The 24,709-nt window shown below is 64.5% G+C and carries 2 protein-coding genes; both read right to left on the bottom strand.

The annotated features are described in order from the left end of the window. Positions 1-146: 146 nt before the first annotated feature. Positions 147-13,700 (bottom strand): non-ribosomal peptide synthase/polyketide synthase, encoded by a 13,554-nt coding sequence (locus ACZRMO_RS24400; protein ID WP_463974502.1) that lies wholly within the window; start codon positions 13,698-13,700, stop codon positions 147-149. 3 nt (positions 13,701-13,703) lie between these two features. Continuing rightward, a complete protein-coding gene (locus tag ACZRMO_RS24395) occupies positions 13,704-24,626 on the bottom strand; it encodes a non-ribosomal peptide synthase/polyketide synthase (protein ID WP_463974501.1) in 10,923 nt (3,640 codons plus the stop codon). Positions 24,627-24,709 lie beyond the last annotated feature (83 nt).

Below are 24,709 nucleotides of genomic sequence, written 5' to 3'. Positions count from 1 at the left end.
TTGTGCCTCCTTGATCGTTCCCACGCTCCGCGTGGGAATGCCTCTTTGGACGCTCTGCGTCCGCTCTAGGGGCGCAGAGCGCCCGGGGCTGCATTCCCACGCAGAGCGTGGGAACGATCATCCCGCGCAGAGCGTGGGAACGATCATTACAACAGCGCCGCCACCAGGTTCTTGATGAACTCGGCATTATCGACAATCCGGTGGTGGGTCGTGTCGATCACCACCGAACGCTCAATCCCCGCCTGCCCAATCACCTCGCGCAAGCCACTTTCAATCAACGCCTGGTGCATCCCCGCTTCGCTGCGCGCCGCCCACCAGCAACTGACCGGTGCCTTGATGGCCCGGAAGTCAGTGGCTTGCAAACGCTCATCGAGGATCTGTTTGATTGCCCACGACCGCTCGGTTTCTCCGCCGCTTTGCAGCTCGGCCTTGAGCGCCTGGAAGCTTGCGCCCAATGCCCGATCCGCCCACTCACACAGGTGCTGCCACTGCTGCTCTTCATCGCAATGTGCCTGCTGAGCCTGCTGCCACTGCGCCTGGATCTGCTCGGCATACGCCGGGAACATCACTTCCAGCATCTGCGCCCGGCGCTCAACCGCACTCGGCTCCGGCTGCGACTGCCCAGCGCCCTGCTCCCAGAACGCGGTAAACCGCGCCGGCGGTGGCGCATCGATCCAGCCGACAAACTCCACCGTACGACCGGCTTGCTCCAGCAGGTAAGCCACTTCCATCGCCAGGTTGCCACCCAGTGACCAACCCGCCAGGCGGAAGGCACCGTGGGTCTGCGCACCCAGCAGTTGCTGTGCATAGTCCTCGACCATCTGCGCCCAGCCCGGCACCGTGCCGTCCTCTTCCACCAAGGCCCGGCAAATGATGCCGAACACCGGCCGTTGCTCACGCAACGCCAAGGCAATCGGCTTGTAGCAATGCACCGAGCCGAAACTTGGGTGGAACAGGTACAGCGGCGTGCCTTGCGTCTGGCTGTTGAGCGGCACGATCAATGAACTGGGCGCATCACCTTCGATGCAACGGGCTTGCCCGGCCACCGTGGGGTTGAGCATCAACTGGTTGACCGCCAGCGCAGCGCCGCAGAGACGGTTGATCCGCTCCTTGAGCAGCAACACCAACAACGAATGGCCACCCAACTCAAAGAAGTTGTCGTGCACACCGACGCGCTCAACCTCCAACACCTCAGCCCAAATCCGCGCAATCTGCTGCTGCAACGCGGTTTGCGGCGCCGCGAATTCACGGCCTTGGCCAGCGGAATCCGGCTTGGGCAGCGCCTTGCGGTCCAGCTTGCCGTTGGGACTCAACGGCATCTGCTCCAGTACCACCCATTGCGCGGGCACCATGTAATCCGGCAAGTGCTTGGCCAGGTGCGCGCTGACGTGCGTGCGCCACTCAGCGTCAGCCGCGTGCAGCACCACATAGCCCACCAGCTGTTTGTTATCGACCACCAGCACCGTGGCTTCGCGCACCGACGGGTGTTCCAGCAGACGCGCTTCGATTTCACCCAGTTCAATACGCAGGCCGCGCAACTTGACCTGATGATCGAGGCGCCCAAGGTATTCGATCACCCCGTCGGCACGCTGGCGCACACGGTCGCCGGTGCGGTACAAACGCGCGCCGCTGTGGAATGGACACGGCACAAAACGCTCGGCCGTCAACGCCGGACGCCGATGATAATTGCGCGCCAGGCCTTCACCGCCCAGGTACAACTCGCCGGCAACACCGACCGGCACCGGCAACAACTGCGCATCCAGCACATGGGTGCGCAGGTTGGCGATGGGTTCGCCGATGGGCACGGTGTCGCTGCCTTCATCGACACAGGTCCAATGGGTCACGTCGATCGCTGCTTCAGTCGGGCCATACAGGTTGTACAGACCGGCAGCGGGCAGTTTCGCGAAGACCTGCTGCTGGGCATCCACCGGCAACGCTTCGCCACTGCACACAATGCGTTGCAGGCTGTGGCAGGTGGACACGGCGGGGTCTTGCAGGAAGGCCTGCAACATCGACGGCACAAAGTGCAGCGTGGTGACGTGCTCCGCGTTGATCAGGCTGACCAGTTTGGCCGGATCGCGATGATCACCCGGCGCAGCCACCACCAGACGTGCGCCGGTCATCAGCGGCCAGAAGAACTCCCACACCGACACGTCAAAGCTGAACGGGGTCTTTTGCAGCACCGTGTCCCGCCCATCCAAGCCATAGGCTTGCTGCATCCAGCACAGGCGGTTGGTCAGCGCCGAATGGCGGTTGCCCGCGCCTTTGGGTTGCCCGGTGGAGCCGGAGGTGTAGATCACATAGGCGAGGTTTTCCGGGTCGATCACGATGCCCGGATTGTGCTCGCCATAACCGTCGAACCACGACTCACCCAGCACCAGGCTGTGCAGCCCCGCCGGCATCGGCAGTTGCTCCAGCAGATGCGCCTGGGTCAGCAGCAGCTTCACGCCGCTGTCTTCGAGCATGTAGGCCAGGCGTTCACGGGGATAGTCCGGGTCCAGCGGCACGTAGGCACCGCCCGCCTTGAGGATCGCCAACAGGCCGACGACCATTTCGATGGACCGCTCCACCGCCACACCCACCAGCACATCCGCCCCCACACCCGCTTCGATCAAGCGATGGGCCAGGCGGTTGGCGCGGCGGTTCAGTTCGGCGTAGCTCAGGCGCGTGTCACCAAACGCCAGCGCCGGCGCATCCGGGGTGCGGGCAGCCTGTTCTTCCATAAGCTGGTGTGCACCCCGTTGCAGCGAATACGTCTGTGCAGTGGCGTTCCAGCCGTGGACCAACATCTGCTGCTCGGTCGCGTCCAGCAACGGCAACTGGCCGATGTGCTGCTGTGCATCGCCGGCCATGCCTTCCAGCAGGTTCAGCCAGTGGCGCGCCATGCGCGCCGGGGTGGCCGCGTCGAACAGGTCAGTGGCGTAGATCAGCGAGGCAAACAACGCGTCACTGGATTCCTGGGTGCTGAGGCTCAGGTCGAACTGCGCGGTGCGGGTCTCCCATTCCAAGCCGCTGACGTGCAGGCCCGGCAGGTGTTGCAGTTGGTCAGTGCTGTCGGTCTGGTGGTTGAACATCACCTGGAACAACGGGTTGAAACTCAGGTTGCGCTCGGGGTGCAACGCTTCGACCAACTGTTCGAACGGCAAATCCTGGTGCGCCTGGGCTTCCAGCGCCCGTTGTTTGACTTGTTGCAGCAGTTGGCTGACGGTCAGTTGCCCGTCGATGTCAGCCTTGAGCACCTGGGTGTTGACGAAGAAGCCGATCAGGCGCTCGGTTTCCTCACGGTTACGGTTGGCCACCGGCACGCCGACGCGGATATCTTGCTGGCCGCTGTAGCGGTGCAGCAAGGTCTGGAACGACGCCAGCAGCAGCATGAACAGCGTGACTTCCTCACGCTGCGCCACTTGCCGCAGCTTCGCCAGCAAGGCCGGCGGCACGCTGATGTCGAGGCTCGCGCCACGATGGCTTTGCAGGGTCGGGCGCGCATGGTCCAACGGCAATTCCAGCACCGGCTGCTCACCACCCAGGCGTTCGCGCCAGTAGTCGAGCTGGCGGTGCTTTTCGCCGGCCTCCATCCAGCCACGCTGCCAGCTCGCGTAATCGGCGTATTGCAGCGCCATGTCCGGCAGTTGCAGAGCCTGGCCCTGGCTGTAGGCGGCATACAGTTGCACCAGCTCATCGACCATCACCTGCATCGACGCGCCATCGGAGACGATATGGTGCTGCACCAGCACCAACACATGCTCATCCGCGGCCAGACGCAGCAGGCTCACGCGCATCAGCGGGCCGTGTTGCAGGTCGAACGGTGCGGCAATCTGTGCTTCCACCAGCGCCTGCAAGCCCGCCTCATCGGCATCAAGTCGCAGGATCTGGACGTCGGCGTGCGCGGCAATCACCTGCACCGCGCGCTCGCCGTCCTGTTGCACGTGGGTGCGCAGGCTTTCATGACGGGCCACCAGGGTGTCGAAACTGCGCTGTAATGCGGCCGTGTCGAGGTGCCCCTTCAGGCGCAGGGTGCCGGGGATATGGTAAGCGGCGCTGTGCGGGTCCAGCTGCCAGAGGAACCACTGGCGCTCCTGGGCATAGGACAGCGGCAACGGCTGCCCGCGCCCCACCGCCAGCATCGGCGGTGCCAGCGGCTGCGCGTTCACCGCATCGGCCAGCACGCTGGCGACGAAGCCGTGCAGGCGCGGCTGTTCAAACAGGCTGCGCAACGGCACTTCGCGACCGAGCAGGTTGCGCAGGCGCGAGATCACTTGCATGGCCAGCAACGAGTGGCCGCCCATTTCAAAGAAGTGGTCGCTCAGGCCGACGCGTTCAGCGCCGAGGATGTCGGCCCAGATCGCGGCGACTTGTTGTTCCAGTTCGGTGACCGGCGCGACCCAATCCTGCTGTGCTTGGCTGGCGTCCGGTTTCGGCAGCGCCTGGCGGTCCAGCTTGCCATTCGGGTTGAGCGGCATGCGGTCGAGGAAGATCAGGTGCGCGGGCACCATGTAGTCCGGCAGTTGTTCGCGCAGCACGGTTTTCAGGGCTTCAGCGTCAGTTTCAGCGGCCACAAGATAAGCGACCAATTGATTGTCAGCCGCCAACACCAGGGTTTCGCGCACGCCGTCCTGGGCCAGCAACAGCGCCTCGATTTCCCCCAGCTCGATGCGGAAACCACGGATTTTCACCTGATGGTCCACGCGGCCGACGTATTCGATCACGCCATCGGCGCGGTAGCGGGCCAAGTCACCGGTGCGGTACAGGCGGTCGCCGCCAAAGGGATCGGGCACGAAGCGTTCGGCAGTCAGCAACGGACGGTTCAGGTACGCACGGGCCAGGCCGCACTCGCTGCCGATATACAGCTCGCCCACAGCACCCAACGGCGCCAGGTTCAAATCGCGGTCCAGCACGTACAGCGCACGCCCCGGCAACGAACGGCCAATCGGGCTGGCGGTGGCGCCGATGGTTTCTGCGCCGCTGGTGCAATCCAGCACGCTCGACACCACCGTAGCTTCGGTCGGACCGTAGGTGTTCAGCAAACGCACGTGGCCCAGACCCGCCTTGAGCCATTGCGCCGGGCCGTCCAGCGGCATCGCTTCGCCGCCGATATGAATCTGGCGCAACGCCCCGTAAGAACGCGGCCCAGCTGCCAGGCAATCGAGCAGGAACAGGTTCCAATAAGCCGTCGGCAAGTCCGCCAGAGTGATGCCTTGGCGGATGATTTCCGCGTACAACCGGCCGCTGTCCCACAGCTCTGCACCGCGCAATACCACGGTCGCGCCATGGGTCAGCGCCGGGTAAAGCTGCTCGACGAAACCATCGAAGTTCAGCGTAGCGAATTGCAGGACGCGATCATCCTCGGTCAGCCGTGAATAACCCGCCGCAATGCTGGAAAACTCCGTCAAGGCCGCGTGGTTGATCGCCACGCCTTTCGGTTTGCCAGTGGAGCCCGAGGTGTAGATCACATAGGCCAGGTTCTGCGGGTCAACCGCGACCTGCGGATTGCCCTCCGCAAACAGTGCCACCCGATCAATCGCCACGCTACGCAGCCCAGCGGGCAATGGCATCGGCACATGGGACTGGGTCAGCACCAGGCTGACGCCGCTGTCTTCAAGCATGTGCAGCAGGCGTTCGCGCGGGTATTGCGGGTCCAGCGGCACGTAGGCACCGCCGGCCTTGAGGATCGCCAACAGGCTGACCACCATGGCAAACGAACGCTCCGCCGCGACACCGACCAAGACCTCGGGGCCGACGCCTTGGGCGATCAGATAATGCGCCAACTGGTTAGCCTGGCGATTCAGCTCGGCGTAAGTCAGCGTCTGTTCATCGAGGCACAGCGCAATGGCGTCGGGACGCTGTTGCGCCTGCCGCTCAAACAGCCCGTGCACACCCAACGGGCTGTGGAACGCCGCAGCGCCGTTGTTCCACTGCACTTGCTCGACACCGGCCAGCAGTGGCAACTCGGCGACCCGTTGGTGCGCATCTGCGGCCACCGCGTGCAGCAGGTGCTGCCAATGCTGCGCCATGCGGGCGATGGTCGCGTCGGTGAACAGGTCGGTGGCGTAAGTCAGCGTCGCAAACAGGCCTTGCGCTGAGGCCTGAGTGTCCAGGCTCAAGTCGAAATGTGCCGGATGGTTGCTGGACTCCAGCCCCTCCAGGCGCAGGCCCGGCAATTGTTCGCCACGCTGCACACGCAATTCGGACTGGTGGTTGAACATCACCTGGAACAGCGGGTTGTGGCTCAGGCTGCGTTCCGGTTGCAACGCTTCCACCAGTTGTTCGAACGGCAGGTCCTGGTGCGCCTGGGCTTCCAGCGCGCGGCGCTTGGCCTGTTGCAGCACCTGGGCAAAGCTCATCTGCCCATCGATGTCGGCCTTGAGCACCTGGGTGTTGACGAAGAAACCGATCAGGCGCTCGGTCTCCACGCGGTTGCGGTTGGCAATCGGCACGCCGACGCGGATGTCCGACTGGCCGCTGTAGCGGTGCAGCAAGGTCTGGAACGAGGCCAGCAACAGCATGAACAGGGTCACGCCTTCGCGCTGCGCCAAGGCCTTGAGGCCGGCGACCACATTCGCCTCCAGCGCCACGTCCAGGCGCGCACCGCGATAGCTCTGCACGGCTGGGCGCGGATGGTCCAGGGGCAGCTCCAACACCGGTTGCTCGGCGCCCAACAGCTCGCGCCAATAGTTCAGCTGGCGTTGCTTCTCGCCGGCGTCCATCCAGGCACGTTGCCACAGCGCGTAGTCGGCGTATTGCAGGGGCATGGCCGGCAACTGCAGGTCACGGCCCTGGCTGTAGGCGGCATACAACTGCACCAGCTCATCGACCATCACCTGCATCGACCAGCCGTCCGAGACGATATGGTGCTGCACCAGCACCAACACATGTTCCTGCGCGCTCACTTGCAACAGCTTGACCCGCAGCAACGGGCCCTGGCGCAGATCGAACGGCCGGGCGATTTCCGCTTCTACCAGCGCTTGCACCTGTTCGGCGCTCGGGTTGCCGAGGGCCGCGCTGTCGATGTGCAGCGTGGCCACCGGCAGCACCTGTTGCAGGGTGCGCTCGCCGGCGCTGACAAATACGGTGCGCAGGGTTTCGTGGCGCGCCAGCAGGCTGTCGAAGCTGCGTTGCAACGCTGCGCGGTCCAGTTCGCCGCTCAGGCGCAGGGCGTTGGGCACGTGATAGGCAGCGCTTTGCGGCTCCAGTTGCCAGAGGAACCACTGGCGTTCCTGGGCGTAGGACAGGCTCAACGGTTGATCGCGCCCCACCGCCAGCATCGGCGGTGCCAACGGCGTTTCATCGGTTTGCAGGGCCTGCAAGGCCAGCACAAAACCTTCCAGTTGCGGCTGTTCAAACAGCGTGCGCAGGGCAATTTCCCGCGCCAGCAATTGACGTACCCGCGAGATCACTTGCATGGCCAGTAACGAGTGGCCGCCCAGCTCGAAGAAGTGATCGGTCAGGCCGATGCGTTCGGCGCCGAGCACATCGGCCCAGATCGCGGCGACTTGCTGTTGCAACGCGGTGACCGGCTCGACCCACACGCCTTGGGACTGTGCCGCGTCGGGTTGCGGCAAGCCCTTGCGGTCGAGTTTGCCGTTGGGGGTCAGCGGCATTTTGGCGAGGAACATGAAGTGCGCGGGCACCATGTAGTCCGGCAGGTGGGTCTTCAGGGCGCGGCGCAGGGTTTCGCGGAACTCGGTTTCGTTGGCCAGCGGCGCATCGGCGGGCACGACGTAGGCCACCAGCTGCTTGCCGGTCGGGCGGTCTTGCGCGACGACGACGGTTTCGCCAACGCTGTCTTGTTCGCGCAGGCGCGCCTCGATTTCCCCCAGTTCGATACGGAAGCCACGGATTTTCACTTGGTGGTCGACACGACCGAGGTAATCCACCACGCCATCCGGGCGGCCACGGGTCAGGTCGCCGCTGCGGTACACGCGGCTGCCGGGCTTGCCGAACGGGTCTGGCACGAAGCGTTCAGCGGTGAGCGCTGGACGTTCCAGGTAACCCCGCGCCACGCCCTCGCCGCCCAGATACAACTCACCGGCGACGCCGATGGGTTGCAGGTTGAGTTGGGAGTCCAGCACGTAGCCGCTGCGATTGCCCAACAGTGTGCCGATGGGTGCATACACTGCGCCGCAGGGATCGCCTTTACGGGCTTTCCACAGCAACGGCGTGACCACGGTTTCCGTCGGGCCGTAGCCGTTGAACAGGTACGTCGGCTTGAGCGCACGCCAGGCCAGATCGTAACTGGCCTGCGCTACTGCATCCCCGCCAAAGCAGTAAACCCGTACAGCCGGTGGATTGCCGTCCCGTTCGGCGTGCTCGGCCAGTTGTTGCAGATACACCGGAGGGAATACCGCCATGGTCACGTTATGCCGATGCATCTGCGCGTAGGTGTATTCAGGCAGCCACAAGCTGTCGTCGCGGATCAGCACGCTGGCGCCGTTGATCAGCGGGTGCATCCAGCCTTCGTGGGAACCGTCGAAGGCGAAGGACATGAAGTGCAGTTCGCAATCGGCTGGGCTGGTTTCGTAGCGTTCACCCGTGGCAATGATGTGCGCCACCAATGGACCATGGGCAACCGCCACACCTTTGGGCATGCCGGTGGAACCCGAGGTGTAGATCACGTAGGCCAGGTTATCGCCGTCCAACGCCACTTCCGGCGCCGTCTCGGCGTAGTCCTCGGTGTGGTCAATCGACAGCACCTCAAGTCCCTGAGGAATCGGCAGTTGCTGCAACGCGCGGCTGTGGGTCAACAGCATTTTCGCGCGGCTATCTTCCATCATGTACAGCAGGCGGTCACGCGGGTATTCGATGTCCAGCGGCACATACACACCACCGGATTTCATCACGCCGAGGAACGCCACCAGGCTCTCGGCGCAACGCGGCATGGCAATCGCCACGCGCACTTCCGGGCCAACGCCACGGGCGATCAGTGCGTGGGCCAGGCGGTTGGCCTGACGGTCCAGCTCGCCGTAGCTGAGGGTCTGCGTGTCGAACTTGACCGCCACGGCCTGGGGATTTTCATGGGCGCGGTCGGCGAACAGTTCATGCACCAAACGGGCACTTGAGAAGCCGGACTCGCTGCGGTCCCACAGTTGCAGGATGTGTTGCTGCTCATCCGCATCCAGCAGGTTCAACTGCGCCACGTTCTGCTGCTGATCGGCAACCATCGCCTGCAACAGGTTCTGCCAATGCCGCGCCATGCGCGCGATGGTCGGCGCGTCGAACAGATCGGTGCTGTAGCCCAGGGACGCCCACAGGCCGTCGCGGCTGTCGTGGGTATCCAGGTCGAGGTCGAAGTGCGCGGTGCGCCGCTCCCAGGCCAGGTTTTCGATGCTCAGCTGCGCCAACGCCAACGGCTCGCGCGGCCCGTCGGTCTGGTAGTTGAACATCACCTGGAACAGCGGGTTGAGGCTCAAGCTGCGTTCCGGTTGCAGGGCTTCCACCAGTTGTTCGAACGGCAGGTCCTGGTGGGCCTGGGCGTCCAGCGCCCGTTGCTTGACCTGTTGCAGCAGCTGGGCGACGGTGGTTTGCCCGTCGATATCGGCCTTGAGCACCTGGGTGTTGACGAAAAAGCCAATCAGGCGCTCGGTCTCGACCCGGTTGCGGTTGGCGATGGGCACGCCGACGCGGATGTCCTGCTGGCCGCTGTAGCGGTGCAGCAAGGTCTGGAACGAGGCCAGCAGCAGCATGAACATCGTCACGCCTTCGCGCTGGGCCAGGGCTTTGAGACTGGCCGCCAGCGCCGCCGGCAACGGCACGTCGAGACGCGCGCCGCGATGGCTTTGCTGCGCCGGGCGCTGGTGATCGAACGGCAATTCCAGCACCGGTTGCTCGCCGCCCAGCAGGTCGCGCCAGTAGCTTAATTGGCGTTGCTTTTCGCCGGCCTCCATCCAGTCGCGTTGCCACAGCGCATAGTCGGCGTACTGGATCGGCATCGCCGGCAACTGCGCCACCTCGCCCCTGCTGTAGGCGCTGTAGAGCTGCACCAGCTCATCCACCATCACGGCCATCGAGCCGCCATCGGAAATGATGTGGTGCTGCACCAGCACCAGCACATGCTCATCGGCCGCCAGACGCAGCAAGGTCACGCGCAGCAGCGGGCCCTGTTGCAGGTTGAACGGGCGCGCGATTTCGGCAGCGACCCGCGACTGCAAGTCAGCCTCGTCGATATCGGCCAGCTCGATAGGCAGCGTGACCTGCGCACCAATCACCTGCACCGCGCCCTCACCGTCCTGTTGCACATAGGTGCGCAGGCTTTCGTGGCGCGCAATCAGGGTGTTGAAGCTGCGCTGCAAGGCCTCGCTGTCCAACTGGCCGCTAAGGCGCAAAGCGCTGGGGATATGGTAGGCGGCGCTGTCAGGGTCCAGTTGCCAGAGGAACCACTGGCGCTCCTGGGCGTATGACAGCAGCAGCGGTTGCAGGCGATTGCGCGCCACCAGCGGTGGCGCTTGTTCGACGCTTTCCAGCGCCTGCACTGCCGCAACAAAACCGGCCAACCGGGGTTGTTCGAAGACCAGTTTCAACGGCACTTCCTGCGCCAGGGCGTGGCGCAGGCGCGAGACCACTTGCATGGCGAGCAAGGAATGGCCGCCCATCTCGAAGAAGTGGTCGCTCAGGCCGACGCGTTCAGCACCGAGGATGTCGGCCCAGATTGCGGCGACTTGTTGCTCCAGTTCGGTGACTGGCGCGATCCACGCCTGTTGTGCGTGGCTGGCGTCCGGTTTCGGCAGCGCCTGGCGGTCCAGCTTGCCGTTCGGGTTGAGCGGCATGCGGTCGAGGAAGATCAGGTGCGCGGGCACCATGTAGTCTGGCAGTTGTTCGCGCAGCACGGTTTTCAGGGCTTCGGCGTCTCTCTCGGCAGCGACCAGATAGGCGACCAGTTGATTGTCAGCCGCCAACACCAGGGTTTCGCGCACGCCTTCCTGGGCCAGCAACAGCGCCTCGATTTCCCCCAGCTCGATGCGGAAACCACGGATTTTCACCTGATGGTCGACGCGGCCGACGTATTCGATCACGCCATCGGCGCGGTAGCGGGCCAAGTCGCCGGTGCGATACAGACGGTCGCCGCCGAAGGGATCGGGGACGAAGTGTTCAGCCGTCAGCAACGGACGATTCAGGTAAGCGCGAGCGAGGCCACATTCGCTGCCGATGTACAGCTCGCCGACGGCGCCCAACGGCGCCAGATTCAAATCGCGATCCAGCACGTACAACGCACGCCCAGGCAACGAACGGCCAATCGGGCTGGCGGTGGCGCCGATGGTTTCTGCGCCGCTGGTGCAATCCAGCACGCTCGACACCACGGTGGCTTCGGTCGGGCCGTAGGTGTTGAGCAAACGCACGTGGCCAAGACCCGCTTTGAGCCATTGCGCCGGGCCGTCCAGCGGCATTGCTTCGCCGCCGATGTGGATTTGGCGCAACGCCCCGTAAGAACGCGGCCCAGCTGCCAGGCAATCGAGCAGGAACAGGTTCCAGTAAGCCGTCGGCAAGTCCGCCAGAGTGATGCGTTGGCGGATGATTTCCGCGTACAACCGGCCGCTGTCCCACAGTTCTGCACCACGCAAAACCACCGTGGCACCATGGGTCAGCGCCGGATAAAGCTGCTCGACGAAACCGTCGAAGTTCAGCGTGGCGAATTGCAGGACACGATCATCCTCGCTCAACCGCGAATAACCCGCCGCGATGCTGGAAAACTCCGTCAACGCCGCGTGGTTGATCGCCACGCCTTTCGGTTTGCCGGTGGAGCCCGAGGTGTAGATCACATAAGCCAGGTTCTGCGGGTCAACCGACCGTTGCGGATTGCCCTCGGCACAACGCTGCAAGGCGTCTGCGGCGTTGTCGATATCCAGCCGCGCCACGTCGGCGGGCAACGGCAATTGCTGGGTGGACTGGCACAACACCAGGCGCACATGGCTGTCTTCGAGCATGTGCAGCAGGCGTTCGCGCGGGTATTGCGGGTCCAGCGGTACGTAAGCGCCACCGGCCTTGAGGATCGCCAACAGGCTGACCACCATGGCAAACGAACGCTCCACCGCGACGCCAACCATGACTTCCGGGCCAACGCCCTGGCCGATCAGGTAATGGGCGAACTGGTTGGCCTGGCGATTCAGCTCGGCATAGGTCAGTGTCTGTTCATCGAGGCACAGGGCAATCGCATCGGGACGCCGTTGTGCTTGCACCTCAAACAGGCCGTGCACACCCAGCGGGCTTTCGAAGGCCGCGCCGCCGCTGTTCCAGGTGTTCAGCACGTTGCGCTGTTCAGCGTCGGCCAGCAACGTCATTTGCGCGAGGCGACCGCCGGCGCTGGCGACCATCGAATGCAGCACGGTTTGCCAATGCGCTGCCATGCGCGCCACGGTGGCGGCTTCGAACAGATCGGTGGCAAAAGTCCAGGAGGCCCACAGGCCGCTGTCGGTTTCTTCGGTGTCCAGGCTCAAGTCGAACTGCGCGCTCTCGCTGGCCCACTCCAGTGAGGTCACGGCCAGCCCCGGCAATTGCTGCGCGCCGGCGTTTTTACGGGTTTGCGCCTGGTGGTTGAACATCACCTGGAACAGCGGGTTATGGCTCAAGCTGCGTTCCGGTTGCAGCGCTTCCACCAGTTGCTCGAACGGCAGGTCCTGGTGACTCTGGGCCTGCAACGTGCGCTCCTTGACCTGGGCCAGCAACTGGCGAAAGGTCATCTGGCCGTCAAGGTCGGCCTTGAGCACCTGGGTGTTGACGAAAAAGCCGATCAGGCGCTCGGTCTCGGCGCGGTTGCGGTTGGCGGTCGGCACGCCGACACGGATGTCCGACTGCCCGCTGTAGCGGTACAGCAGGGTCTGGAACGACGCCAACAACAGCATGAACAGGGTCACGCCTTCACGCTGCGCCAAGGCCTTGAGGCCGGCGACCAGCGCCGGTTCCAGCGCCACGTCTTGACGTGCGCCGCGATAGCTCTGCACGGCTGGGCGTGGATGGTCCAGAGGCAGTTCCAACACCGGCTGGCTGCCACCGAGTTGTTCGCGCCAATAACCGAGTTGGCGCTCCTTCTCCCCCGCTTCCATCCAGCGCCGCTGCCACAGGGCGTAGTCGGCGTATTGGATCGGCAGTGTGCCGAGCTGGCAGTCCTGGCCCTGGCTGTAGGCGGCGTAGAGCTGCATCAATTCCTGCACCATCACACCCATCGACCAGCCGTCGGAGACGATATGGTGCTGCACCAGCACCAACACCTGCTCGTCTTCGCCCAGGTTGAGCAGGTTCACCCGCAGCAAGGGCCCCTGCTGCAAATCGAAGGGTTCGGCGATAAGTGCCTGCACCCGCGCTTGCAGCTCGGCTTCGCTGACCGCGCTTTCAACGATCTCGACGACGGCGTGGGCCAGCACCACCTGGGAGCGGTTTTCGCCGTCCAGATGCAGGCGCGTGCGCAGGCTTTCGTGGCGCGCCAGCAGGCTGTCGAAGCTGCGCTGCAAGGCGCTTTTATCCAGGCGCCCGCTCAGGCGCAGCACGCCGGGGATATGGTAGGCGGCGCTGTGCGGGTCCAGTTGCCAGAGGAACCACTGGCGTTCCTGGGCGTAGGACAGCGGCAGCGCTTCACCGGCCTCGCGGGCCGGGGCAATCGGCAGTTGCCCGAAGCTCATGCCACGGGTTTGCAAACGTTGGTAGAACTGCTGGCGTTGTTCCAGAGGCAGGCGAAGAAAGCGCGACACCAGGTCGATATTAGGGTTGGAAAGCATGGTTCAAATCGCCTCTAGTTCGCTCAAAAAGTCACGAAGATCATCAAAGTCTTCCGCGCTGCCGGCACGGAAAGTCGCGGCGGCCTGGACATAGGCGCGCAGCGTTTCGGTCTGGAACACTTCCACCAGCGGCACTTCCAGGCCCAGTTCGGCCTGCACCCGCGAGGTGATCTGGATCGCCAGCAAGGAATGGCCGCCGACTTCGAAGAAGTTGTCGTTCAGGCCCACTTGCTCAAGGCGCAGCACGTCGGCCCAGATGGCGGCGATCTGCTGTTCCAGAGCGGTTTCGGGGGCCACGTAGTGTTGCTGCAACTGGCTGGCGTCCGGCTCGGGCAAGCCCTTGCGGTCGAGCTTGCCGTTGGGGGTCAGCGGCATCTGCGCAAGGAACATGAAGTGCGCGGGCACCATATAGTCCGGCAGGCGGGTTTTCAGGGCGCGGCGCAGGGTGTCGCGGAAGGCGGCGGTGTCGGCCAGGTTGGCGTCGGCCGGGACCACGTAGGCCACCAGTTGCTTGCCGGTCGGGCCGTCCTGGGCCACCACCACGGTTTCGCCGACGCTGTCCTGTTCACGCAGGCGCGCTTCGATTTCCCCCAGCTCAATTCGGAAGCCACGGATTTTCACTTGGTGATCGACGCGGCCGAGGTAATCCACCACGCCGTCGGGACGGCCACGGGTCAGGTCGCCACTGCGGTACACGCGGCTGCCGGGTTTGCCGAACGGGTCCGGCACGAAGCGTTCAGCGGTGAGCGCCGGACGTTCCAGGTAACCCCGCGCAACGCCCTCGCCGCCCAGGTACAACTCACCGGCCACGCCGATGGGTTGCAGGTTGAGTTGGGCGTCCAATACGTAGCCGCTGCGGTTGCCCAGCAAGGTGCCAATCGGTGCGTAAACGGCGCCGCATGGATCGCCACGGCGGGCCTTCCACAGCAGCGGCGTGACCACGGTTTCAGTCGGGCCGTAGCCGTTGAACAGATAAGTGGGTTTAAGCGCACGCCAAGCCAGGTCGTAACTGGCCTGCGCCACCGCATCCCCGCCGAAGCAGTAAACCCGCACCGCCGGTGGATTGCCGTCGCGTTCGGCGTGTTCGGCCAGCTGTTGCAGGTACACCGGCGGGAACACGGCCATTGTCACGTTGTGGCGATGCATCTGCGCGTAGGTGTATTCCGGCAGCCACAGGCTGTCATCGCGGATCAGCACGCTAGCGCCGTTGATCAATGGATGCATCCAGCCTTCGTGGGAACCGTCGAAAGCGAAGGACATGAAGTGCAGTTCGCAATCGGCCGGGCCTGTTTCGTAGCGTTCACCGGTGGCGATGATGTGCGCCACCAAAGGCCCGTGGGAAACCGCCACGCCTTTAGGCATGCCGGTGGAACCGGAGGTGTAAATCACGTAGGCGAGGTTATCGCCGTCCAAAGCAACCTCTGGCGCGGTCTCGGCGTAGTCCTCGGTGTGATCAATCGCCAGCACTTCAAGGCCTTCAGGAATCGGCAGTTGCTGCAACGCGCTGCTGTGGGTCAACAGCAATTTCGCGCGACTGTCTTCCATCATGTACAGCAAGCGATCACGCGGGTATTCGATGTCCAGCGGCACATACACGCCACCGGATTTCATCACACCGAGGAACGCCACCAGGCTCTCGGCGCAGCGCGGCATGGCAATCGCCACGCGCACTTCCGGGCCGATGCCACGGGCGATCAGCGCGTGGGCCAGGTGGTTGGCCTGACGGTCCAGCTCGCCGTAGCTGAGGGTTTGCGTGTCGAACTTGACCGCCACGGCCTGGGGATTTTCACGGGCGCGGTCGGCGAACAGTTCATGGACCAGACGCGTATTAGAGAAGCCGGATTCGCTACGATCCCACAGTTGCAGGATGTGCTGCTGCTCGTCGCTATCGAGCAGGTTCAACTGCGCCACGCTCTGCTGCTGATCAGCAACCATCGCCTGCAACAGGTTCTGCCAATGCCGCGCCATGCGTTCGATGGTCGTGGCGTCAAACAGATCGGTGGCGTAACTCAACGAGGCGCGCAGTTGCGCCGCCGACTCTTCGATGTCCAGCGTCAGGTCGAACTGAGCGACCGCTTCATCCCAAGCGACCGGGCTGATATCCAACGCGCCCAGGCGCTGCAAATGCCCACCCGCGAGGCTGATATGGTGGTTGAACGCCACCTGGAACAGCGGGCTCAGACTAAGGCTGCGTTCCGGTTGCAGCGCTTCCACCAGTTGCTCGAACGGCAGGTCCTGATGGGCCTGGGCTTCAAGGGCGCGCTGTTTGACCTGGGCCAGCAGTTCACGCACGGTGGTGTGCCCGTCGATATCGGCCTTGAGCACCTGGGTGTTGACGAAGAAGCCGATCAGGCGCTCAGTCTCGACCCGGTTGCGGTTGGCAATGGGCACGCCGACGCGGATGTCTTGCTGGCCGCTGTAGCGGTGCAACAGCACCTGGTAGGACGCCAGCAACAGCATGAACAGCGTCACGCCTTCGCGCTGGGCCAGGGTTTTAAGGCCGTCCAGCAGTGCGGTCGGCAACGGCACATTGAGCCGCGCGCCACGATGGGTTGGCACCGCCGGGCGTTGGTGATCGAACGGCAGTTCCAGCACTGGCTGTTCGCCGCCGAGCAGTTCGCGCCAGTAATCGAGCTGACGGGCCTTCTCCCCCGCCTCCATCCACTGGCGTTGCCATGCCGCGTAGTCGGCGTATTGCACCGCCAGCGCCGGCAGTTGCAGGGTTTGCCCCTGGCTATAAGCGGCGTAGAGCTGCACCAGCTCATCCACCATGACTTGCATCGACCAGCCATCGGAGATGATGTGGTGCTGCACCAGCACCAGCACATGTTCATCCGCCGCCAGGCGCAACAGGCTGACGCGCATCAGCGGGCCTTGGCGCAGGTCGAACGGCGCGGTAATGCGCGCCTCGACCAGGGCTTTCAAGCGAACCTCATCAGCCTCCACCACCGTGAGTTCGAGCGCCACGTGCGGGCGGATCACTTGTACGGTGCGGTCGGCGTCCTGCTGCAAATGGGTGCGCAGGCTGTCGTGGCGCGCGGCCAGAGCGTCGAAGGCGCGCTGCAAGGCGGCCTGATCCAGCGGGCCCTTGAGGCGCAAGGCGCTGGGCACGTGATAGGCGGCGCTGTGGGGGTCCAGTTGCCAGAGGAACCACTGGCGTTCCTGGGCGTAGGACAAGGCCAGCGGCTGGTCGCGTTCGAGGGGTTGGATCTGGCTGATCTGAACCTGTGTTTCACCCAGTGCGCGGACAAAATCGCCAAGCACGGGTTGATCGAACAGGGCTTTCAAGCCCACGTCGAGACCGAGATCGTGGCGAATGCGCGACACGGCCTGGGTCGCCAGCAGGGAATGCCCACCCAGCTCGAAGAACTGATCGTTGAGGCCGACCTGCGCCACGCCGAGCACCTCGGCCCAGATCGCGGCGACCTGGTGTTCCCGCTCGGTGTGAGGCGCGAGGTATTCACGGGCCTGCACATCGACTTTCGGCAGGGCCTTGCGGTCGAGCTTGCCGTTGGGGCTCAACGGCATGCGCGCGAGCGCCAGCCATTGCGCCGGGACCATATAGTCCGGCAGGTGCTCGGCCAAATGGGCGACCAGCACTTCGCGCCAATCCTCGGCAGTGTCATGCAGCACCACGTACGCCACCAGGTACTGGCCATCGACCGCCAGCACGGCGCTCTCGCGCACCGCGTCGTGTTCCAGCAGGCGCGCTTCGATTTCCCCCAGTTCGATACGTTGGCCACGCAGTTTGACTTGATGGTCGATGCGCCCGGCGTATTCGATCACGCCGTCTTCGCGATAACGCGCCAGGTCACCCGTGCGGTACAGCCGCTCACCTGCGACAAACGGATGGGCGACAAAGCGCTCGGCGGTCAGCGCCGGGCGCCGGTGATACCCGCGCGCGAGGCCGACGCCACCGAGGTACAACTCGCCCAGCACGCCAACGGGCGCGGGTGCGAAATTGCTGTCGAGGATGTAGCAACCGAGGTTGGCAATCGGCCGGCCAATCGGCACCGCATCGCGGCCTTCATCGACGCAGGTCCAGTGGGTTACGTCGATGGCCGCTTCGGTCGGGCCGTAGAGGTTGTAGAGCCCGGCCTGGGGCAGCTTGGCGAACACGTGCTGCTGGGCGTCCACCGGCAGGGCTTCACCGCTGCACACGATGCGGTGCAAGGTGTGGCAGGTGGCAACGGTCGGCTCTTGCAGGAACGCCTGCAACATCGATGGCACAAAGTGCAGCGTGGTGATTTGTTCGGCGTTGATCAGGCTGACCAACTTGGCCGGATCACGGTGATCGCCAGGCGCTGCCACCACCAGGCGTGCGCCGGTCAGCAGCGGCCAGAAGAACTCCCACACCGATACGTCGAAGCTGAACGGGGTCTTTTGCAGCACGCTGTCACTGACGTCCAGCGCGTAGGCTTCCTGCATCCAGTGCAGGCGGTTGGCCAGGGCGGCATGGCGGTTGCCGGCGCCTTTGGGCTGGCCGGTGGAGCCTGAGGTGTAGATCACGTAGGCGAGGTTTTCGCCGTGCAGTTCAATGCCCGGATTGATGTCGCTGTAGCCTTCGAAGGTTGATTCACCCAGCACCAGGGTATCGAGGGTCGATGGAATCGGCAGCTGTGCCTGCAGATGCGCCTGGGTCAGCAGCAGTTTGACGCCGCTGTCCTCCAGCATGTAGGCCAGGCGTTCACGTGGGTATTCCGGGTCCAGCGGCACGTAGGCGCCACCGGCCTTGAGCACGGCGAGCAGGCCCACGACCATTTCAATCGAACGCTCCACTGCCAGGCCGACCAGCACGTCCGGGCCCACGCCGGCTTCGATCAAGCGGTGGGCCAGGCGGTTGGCACGGCGATTCAGTTCGGCGTAGGTCAAGCGTTGTTGTGCGAAGACCAGCGCTGGCGCATCCGGTGTGCGCGCAGCTTGCTCTTCGATCAGTTGGTGCACGCACGTTTGCAACGAGTAGTCGCGGGCGGTGGCGTTCCAGGCGTAGAGCACCTGTTGGCGTACGGCGTCGGTCAGCGCCGGCACATCCCCCAGGCGCTGAGGTGTTGGCTGGCTCAAGCCGTGCAGCAGGTGCTGGAAGGACTCGGCCAGTTGGCGGATCTCCTCTTCGCCAAACAGCTGCGTATCGAAGCTGAACTCAAACTCCAAAGTCGTACCCGCGCCGAGCAAGACGGTGAGTGGATAGTGCGTCTGCTCCAGGTTCTGCACATTGCTGAACGTAAGCCCCGCCGGCGTGCCGTGGGCCAACGCCTCGGAGACCGGATAGTTTTCCACCACCAGCAGCGTGTCGAACAACGCCACACCGCCCGCCCCCGCCCAGCGCTGGATATCGAACAGCGGCGTGTGCTCGTGCTCGCGCAGGCTGAGGTTGAGGGCCTGCACCTGTTGCAGCCACTCGCCGACCCACAGTTGGGGGCTCGGGGTGGCAATCACCGGCAAGGTGTTGATGAACAGGCCGACCTGCTGTTCCACGCCGGGCAAACCGGCCGGGCGCCCGGAAACGGTAGCGCCAAAGGCCACGGTGGCCTGGCCGGTGTGGCGTTGCAGCAACAGCAGCCAGGCCGCTTGCACCAGGGTGTTGAGGGTGACCTTGTGCGACTGCGCGAAGGCTTTGAGCTGCGTGCTGTGCGCCGGGCTCAGGTGCAGATGGTGGCTGCCCTTGGGCGCTGCGGGCGCCGTCGAGACGCCGCGCGCCAGTTGCGTCGGGCTGTGCAGGGTTGCCAACTGGCCTTTCCAGAACGCTTCGCTGAGGGACGCGTCCTGCGCCTGCAACCAGCCGATGTAGTCGCGGTAGTGTCCGTGGATCGCCGGCAACGGCTGGCCGGCATAGTGCTGCAAGACTTCGCCGAACAGCTGCGCCCGGCTCCAGCCATCCAGCAGGATATGGTGGTTGGTGTAGATCAGATGGAAACGGTCGTGGCCGGTGCGCACCAGTTTCAGGCTGAGCAGCGGCGCCTGTTCCAGCACAAAACCCTGGGCGCGGGTGGACGCGCTCAGTTCGTCCAGCGCCGCTTGCTGGTCGGGATGCGCCTGCCAGTCGTACACGGCGAATGGCAAGGCCACCTCGCGGTAGACCGCTTGCAAGGCCTGGGCCTGCGCGTCCTGCCAGATAAACCCGGTACGCAACATGTCGTGCCGGGCCAGCACCTGTTCCCAGGCCCGCTGGAAGCGCGGCACGTCGAGGCCGTGGATGTCGGCGCGCAACTGGCTGACATAGATGTCGTCCTGGCCTTGCTGGTACAGGCTGTGGAACAGCATGCCTTGCTGCATCGGCGACAGCGGGTACAGGTCCTGCACGCCACGGGGCGCCAATGCCAACTCGTCCAGTTGCGCCTGGGTCAGGCGGGCCAGGGGCACATCGGCCGGGGTCAGGCCACCGTGTTGCGGGTTGAGGCAATGGGCGATCAGCGCCAGCAGTTCCTGCTGGTAATCGTCTGCCAGGCGTTGAATGGTCGAAGCCTGGAACATCTCGCGGCTGAAGCCCCAGCTCAGGCTCAGTTCACCGCCGTACACCTGCCCTTCCAGCGTCAGCCAGTTGGCCAGCGGCGCCTCGGCGTCCTGGGCCTGGCCGCTGCCTTGCGTGGCGGGGACGAACAGCGCGGACGCGTCGAACTGCCGGTCGAACTGCCCCAGGTAGTTGAAGGTGATACGCGGCGGCACCAGGCCGGCCAGGGCGTCGCGGGATTCGGCCGTGCCCAGGTAGCGCAGCAGGCCGTAGCCCAGGCCCTTGTCGAGCACGGCGCGCAGTTGTTCCTTGACTGCCTTGATCGCGTTCGACAAGTCCCCTTCAGCCTGCAAACGCACCGGGAACAGGCTGGTGAACCAACCGACAGTGCGGCTCAGGTCGATGCCGTCGAACAGGTCTTCGCGACCATGGCCTTCCAGCTGGATCAGCGCCGCGTGCTGGCCACTCCAACGGCTGATCACCCGCGCCAGTGCGGTCAGCAACAGATCGTTGACCTGAGTGCGATAGGCCACCGGGGCGTCTTGCAGCAGTTGACGGGTGTGCTCGGCGTCGAGGCGGATTTCGAGCTTGTCGCCCAGGCGGTTTTGCAGGCCGCCCTGGGGGTTGTCGCACGGCAGGTCGGCGTCGACCGACTGCGCCTGCCAGTACGGCAGTTGCGCGTCGAGGCTGTGTGCGTGGGCCTGCAACTGCTGCGCCCAGGTTTGATAGGCGCTGGTTTTTGCCGGCAAGGCTACTTGGTTGTAAGCCTGTTGCAGGTCCTCCAGCAGGATGCGCCACGACACGCCATCGACCACCAGGTGATGGACCACCAGCAGCAGGCGCTGGGCGCCATCGGCCAGCGTGATCAAGGCGGCACGCAGCAGCGGGCCGTGTTCCAGGTCGAGGCTGCGCTGGGCTCTATCGCACAGGGCGGCCAGGTCGGCATCGTTGCTGGCGTGGGATTGCCACAGCACCGAGTCCGTGACGGGTGCGGCATGGGTTTGTTGCCAGCCATCGGCCTGCTGAACGAAGCGCAGGCGCAAGGCGTCGTGATGGTTGATCACGTGGGTCAACGCAGCGGCAAGACGCGCAGGCTCCAGGGCCTGGCGCGGGGTCAACAGCAGTGACTGGTTCCAGTGCTGACGCGCCGGGATCGCCTGGGCGAAGAAGGCGTGCTGCACCGGGGTCAGGATCACGTCGCCGCTGACCGGGCCTTGATCGACAAGCGTGGCCTGCTCGAAGCTCGCCACCAGCGCCAGGCTGCGTACGTTCTGGTACTGGAACAGGTCGCGCGGGCTGAGGCGAATGCCTGCCTGTCGGGCACGGCTGACCACTTGGATGGAGATGATGGAGTCGCCGCCCAGTTCGAAGAAGTTGTCGTCCAGGCCGACTTGCGCGAGGCCCAGCACATCGCTCCAGATCGCCGCCAAAGCGGTTTGCAAAGGGTTTTCCGGCGCGCTGTAGGCTTGTTGCGGCGCGGCGTCCGGCAGGGGCAGCGCCTTGCGGTCGAGCTTGCCGTTGGCGGTCACCGGCAGCTTGGCCAGGGCAATGAAGTGCGTCGGCACCATGTATTCCGGCAGGCTGCTGAGCAGCCAGGCCTTGAGGTCGGCGGGCTCGTCCTGTGCGTGGACGAGGTACGCAACCAGTTGTTTGCCGCCTTGCACCAGCACCACGGCTTCACGCACCGCGGGGTGCTGCATCAGGCGTGTCTCGATTTCACCCAGTTCGATGCGCAGGCCGCGCAGTTTGACCTGATGGTCGAGGCGGCCGAGGTATTCGATGACGCCGTCGGCGCGCTGGCGCACGCGGTCGCCGGTGCGGTACAGGCGCTCGCCAGCCACGAACGGGCTCGGCACAAAGCGCTCGGCGGTCAACGCCGGGCGCCGGTGATAACTGCGGGCCAGGCCCGTGCCGCCCAGGTACAGCTCGCCGGATACACCGGCCGGTACCGGGTTGAGCTGGGCGTCGAGCACGTAGGTGGCAAGGTTGGCGATGGGCCGGCCGATGGGCACGCTGTCGGCGCCTTCATCGATGCAGGTCCAGTGGGTCACGTCGATGGCGGCTTCGGTGGGGCCGTAAAGGTTGAACAAGCCGGCCTCGGGCAACTTGGCGAAGACCTGGGTTTGCGCATCCAGCGGCAAGGCTTCGCCGCTGCACACGATGCGTTTGAGGCTGGCGCAGGCTTGAACGCCCGGCTCATGGATAAACGCCTGCAGCATCGACGGCACAAAGTGCAAGGTGGTGATGCGGTGGCGGCCAATGGTCTCGATCAGCCGCGCCGGCTCGCGGTGTTCGCCAGGAGCGGCGACCACCAGGCGCGCGCCGGTCATCAGCGGCCAGAAGAACTCCCACACCGACACGTCAAAGCTGAACGGGGTTTTCTGCAAGACCGCATCGCTGCCGTCCAGCGCGTAGGCCTGCTGCATCCAGCACAAGCGGTTGACCAGCGCGCGATGGCTGTTGCCGGCGCCCTTGGGTTTGCCGGTGGAGCCGGAGGTGTAGATCACGTAGGCGAGGTTCAGCGCCTGGATGGCCACGGCGGGCGACTGCGTGCTGTAGCCGTCGAGCCACTGCGCGGACTGGTCCAGGGCGATCACCTGGATGCCTGTGGGCAGTTGCGCCAGCAGGCTGTGCTGGCTGAGCAGCAGCGTGATGCCGCTGTCTTCGATCATGTAGGCCAGGCGTTCCTCGGGATACTCCGGGTCCAGCGGCACGTAGGCGCCGCCCGCCTTGAGAATGGCGAGCAGGCCCACCACCATGTCGAGGGAGCGCTCGATGCAGATGCCCACCAGCACGTCCGGGCCGACGCCTCTCTCGCGCAGCAGGTGTGCCAGCTGATTGGCGCGGGCGTCGAGTTGGGCGTAGGTCAGCGTGTTGCTGGCGAACGTCAGTGCCGGCGCATCCGGTGTGCGCTGGACCTGGTCTTCGATCAAGTGATGGATGCCGCGCTCGGTCGGATAGGCCTCGGCGGTGTGGTTCCAGGCGACAACCTGCGTGTGGCGGTCTTCGTCGCTGAGCATCGGCAACTCGCCAATGCGTTGCTCGCCATCGGCGACCATGGCGTGCAACAGGCTGATCCAGTGTTCGGCCATGCGCGCGATGGAGGGCGCGTCAAACAGGTCGTTGGCGTAGGTCAGCGCGGCATGCAGGGTGCCGGACTTTTCATAGGTGTCGAGGGTCAGGTCGAACTGGGTGGTGCGGCCTTGCCACTCCACCAAGGCCAGCTCCAGGCCGGAGGATGTGCGGATGCTGGCGATGTCCGCCACCAATGGCTGGTGGTTGTACATGACCTGGAACAACGGCGTATGGCTGAGGCTGCGCTCGACTTTCAGCGCTTCCACCAGGCGTTCGAACGGCAACTCCTGATGATCCTGGGCGCCCAGCGCGTGTTCCTTGATGCCTTGCAGCAACTCGGCAACGCGGGTTTGCCCGGTGAGTTCGGTGCGCAGCACCTGGGTGTTGACGAAGAAACCGATCAGGCCTTCGACTTCACTGCGGTTGCGGTTGGCGATAGGCACGCCGATACGGATATCGCCCTGCCCGGTGTAGCGATGCAACAGCACGTTGAAAGCGCCGAGCAACAACATGAACAGGGTGACGTTTTGCTGTTGCGCACAGCTGCGCAGTTGCGCGGCCAACACGGGGTCGATGGCGAAGTTATGCCGCGTGCCCTGGTAGCTGGGCATGGCCGGGCGCGAGCGGTCGGTGGGCAATTCCAGCACCGGGTGTTCGTCACCCAGGCGCGCCTGCCAATAGTCGAGCTGGCGCGCCTGCTCTCCCGCTTCCAGCCAGCGGCGTTGCCATAGGGCGTAGTCGCTGTATTGGATCGGCAACGGTGGCAGTTGCGGCGCTTCGTTACGTTCGTGAGCGTCGTAGAAGCGGATGAATTCGTCGATCAGCACGTTCATCGACCAGCCATCGGAGACGATGTGGTGCAGGGTCAGTAGCAGAACGTGTTCTTGCGTGTCGAGCTTGAGCAATTGCACGCGCAGCAGCGGGCCGTGTTCCAGGGCAAACGGTTGCAGCGATTGTGCGGTCGCGGCGGCGTTGACGGCGGGCTCGCGCTCGGCGGCAGGCAAGGTACTGAAATCCAGGTGATCGATCACCAGCGAGGCCGGCGTGGCGACTTGCAGCAGTCGTTCATCGGCCTGGCGCTGGAATACGGTGCGCAGGGTTTCGTGCCGCGCCACCAGGCTGGCGAAGGCCTGTTCCATGGCCTCCAGGTTCAGCGCGCCCTTGAGCCGCACTGCGCCTGGCAAGTTATAGGCGCCACTGGCCGGGTCCAATTGCCACAGAAACCACATGCGCTGCTGCGCGTAGGACAGCGCCTGGCGATCCTCCGTCTCCACCCCTGCCGGAATCGGAAACCGGGAAAAGTCCACGCCTTCTTTCTGCAAGGCTTGCAGGAACAGTTGGCGTTTTTCCAGGGGCAACCCGATAAACCGGCGAGCAAGTTTCAAGGAGTCTTCAGCATTCATTTCTTGGAGTCCGGGGCAATAGGCGGGAAGCACAAAGGCACGTCGTCCCTATAAAACGAACCGCAGAGGGAAAAATTAGCGCG

It is taken from the genome of Pseudomonas sp. B611 (genome assembly GCF_055407965.1).
The sequence above is the reverse complement of the archived record's forward strand: the minus strand, read 5'-3'. Positions and strand labels throughout refer to the sequence as shown.

Excerpts from the sequence above, each read along its gene's own strand:
- ACZRMO_RS24400 (WP_463974502.1), bottom strand. The coding sequence starts at position 13,700 with ATGCTTTCCAACCCTAATATCGACCTGGTGTCGCGCTTTCTTCGCCTG.
- ACZRMO_RS24395 (WP_463974501.1), bottom strand. The coding sequence starts at position 24,626 with ATGAATGCTGAAGACTCCTTGAAACTTGCTCGCCGGTTTATCGGGTTG.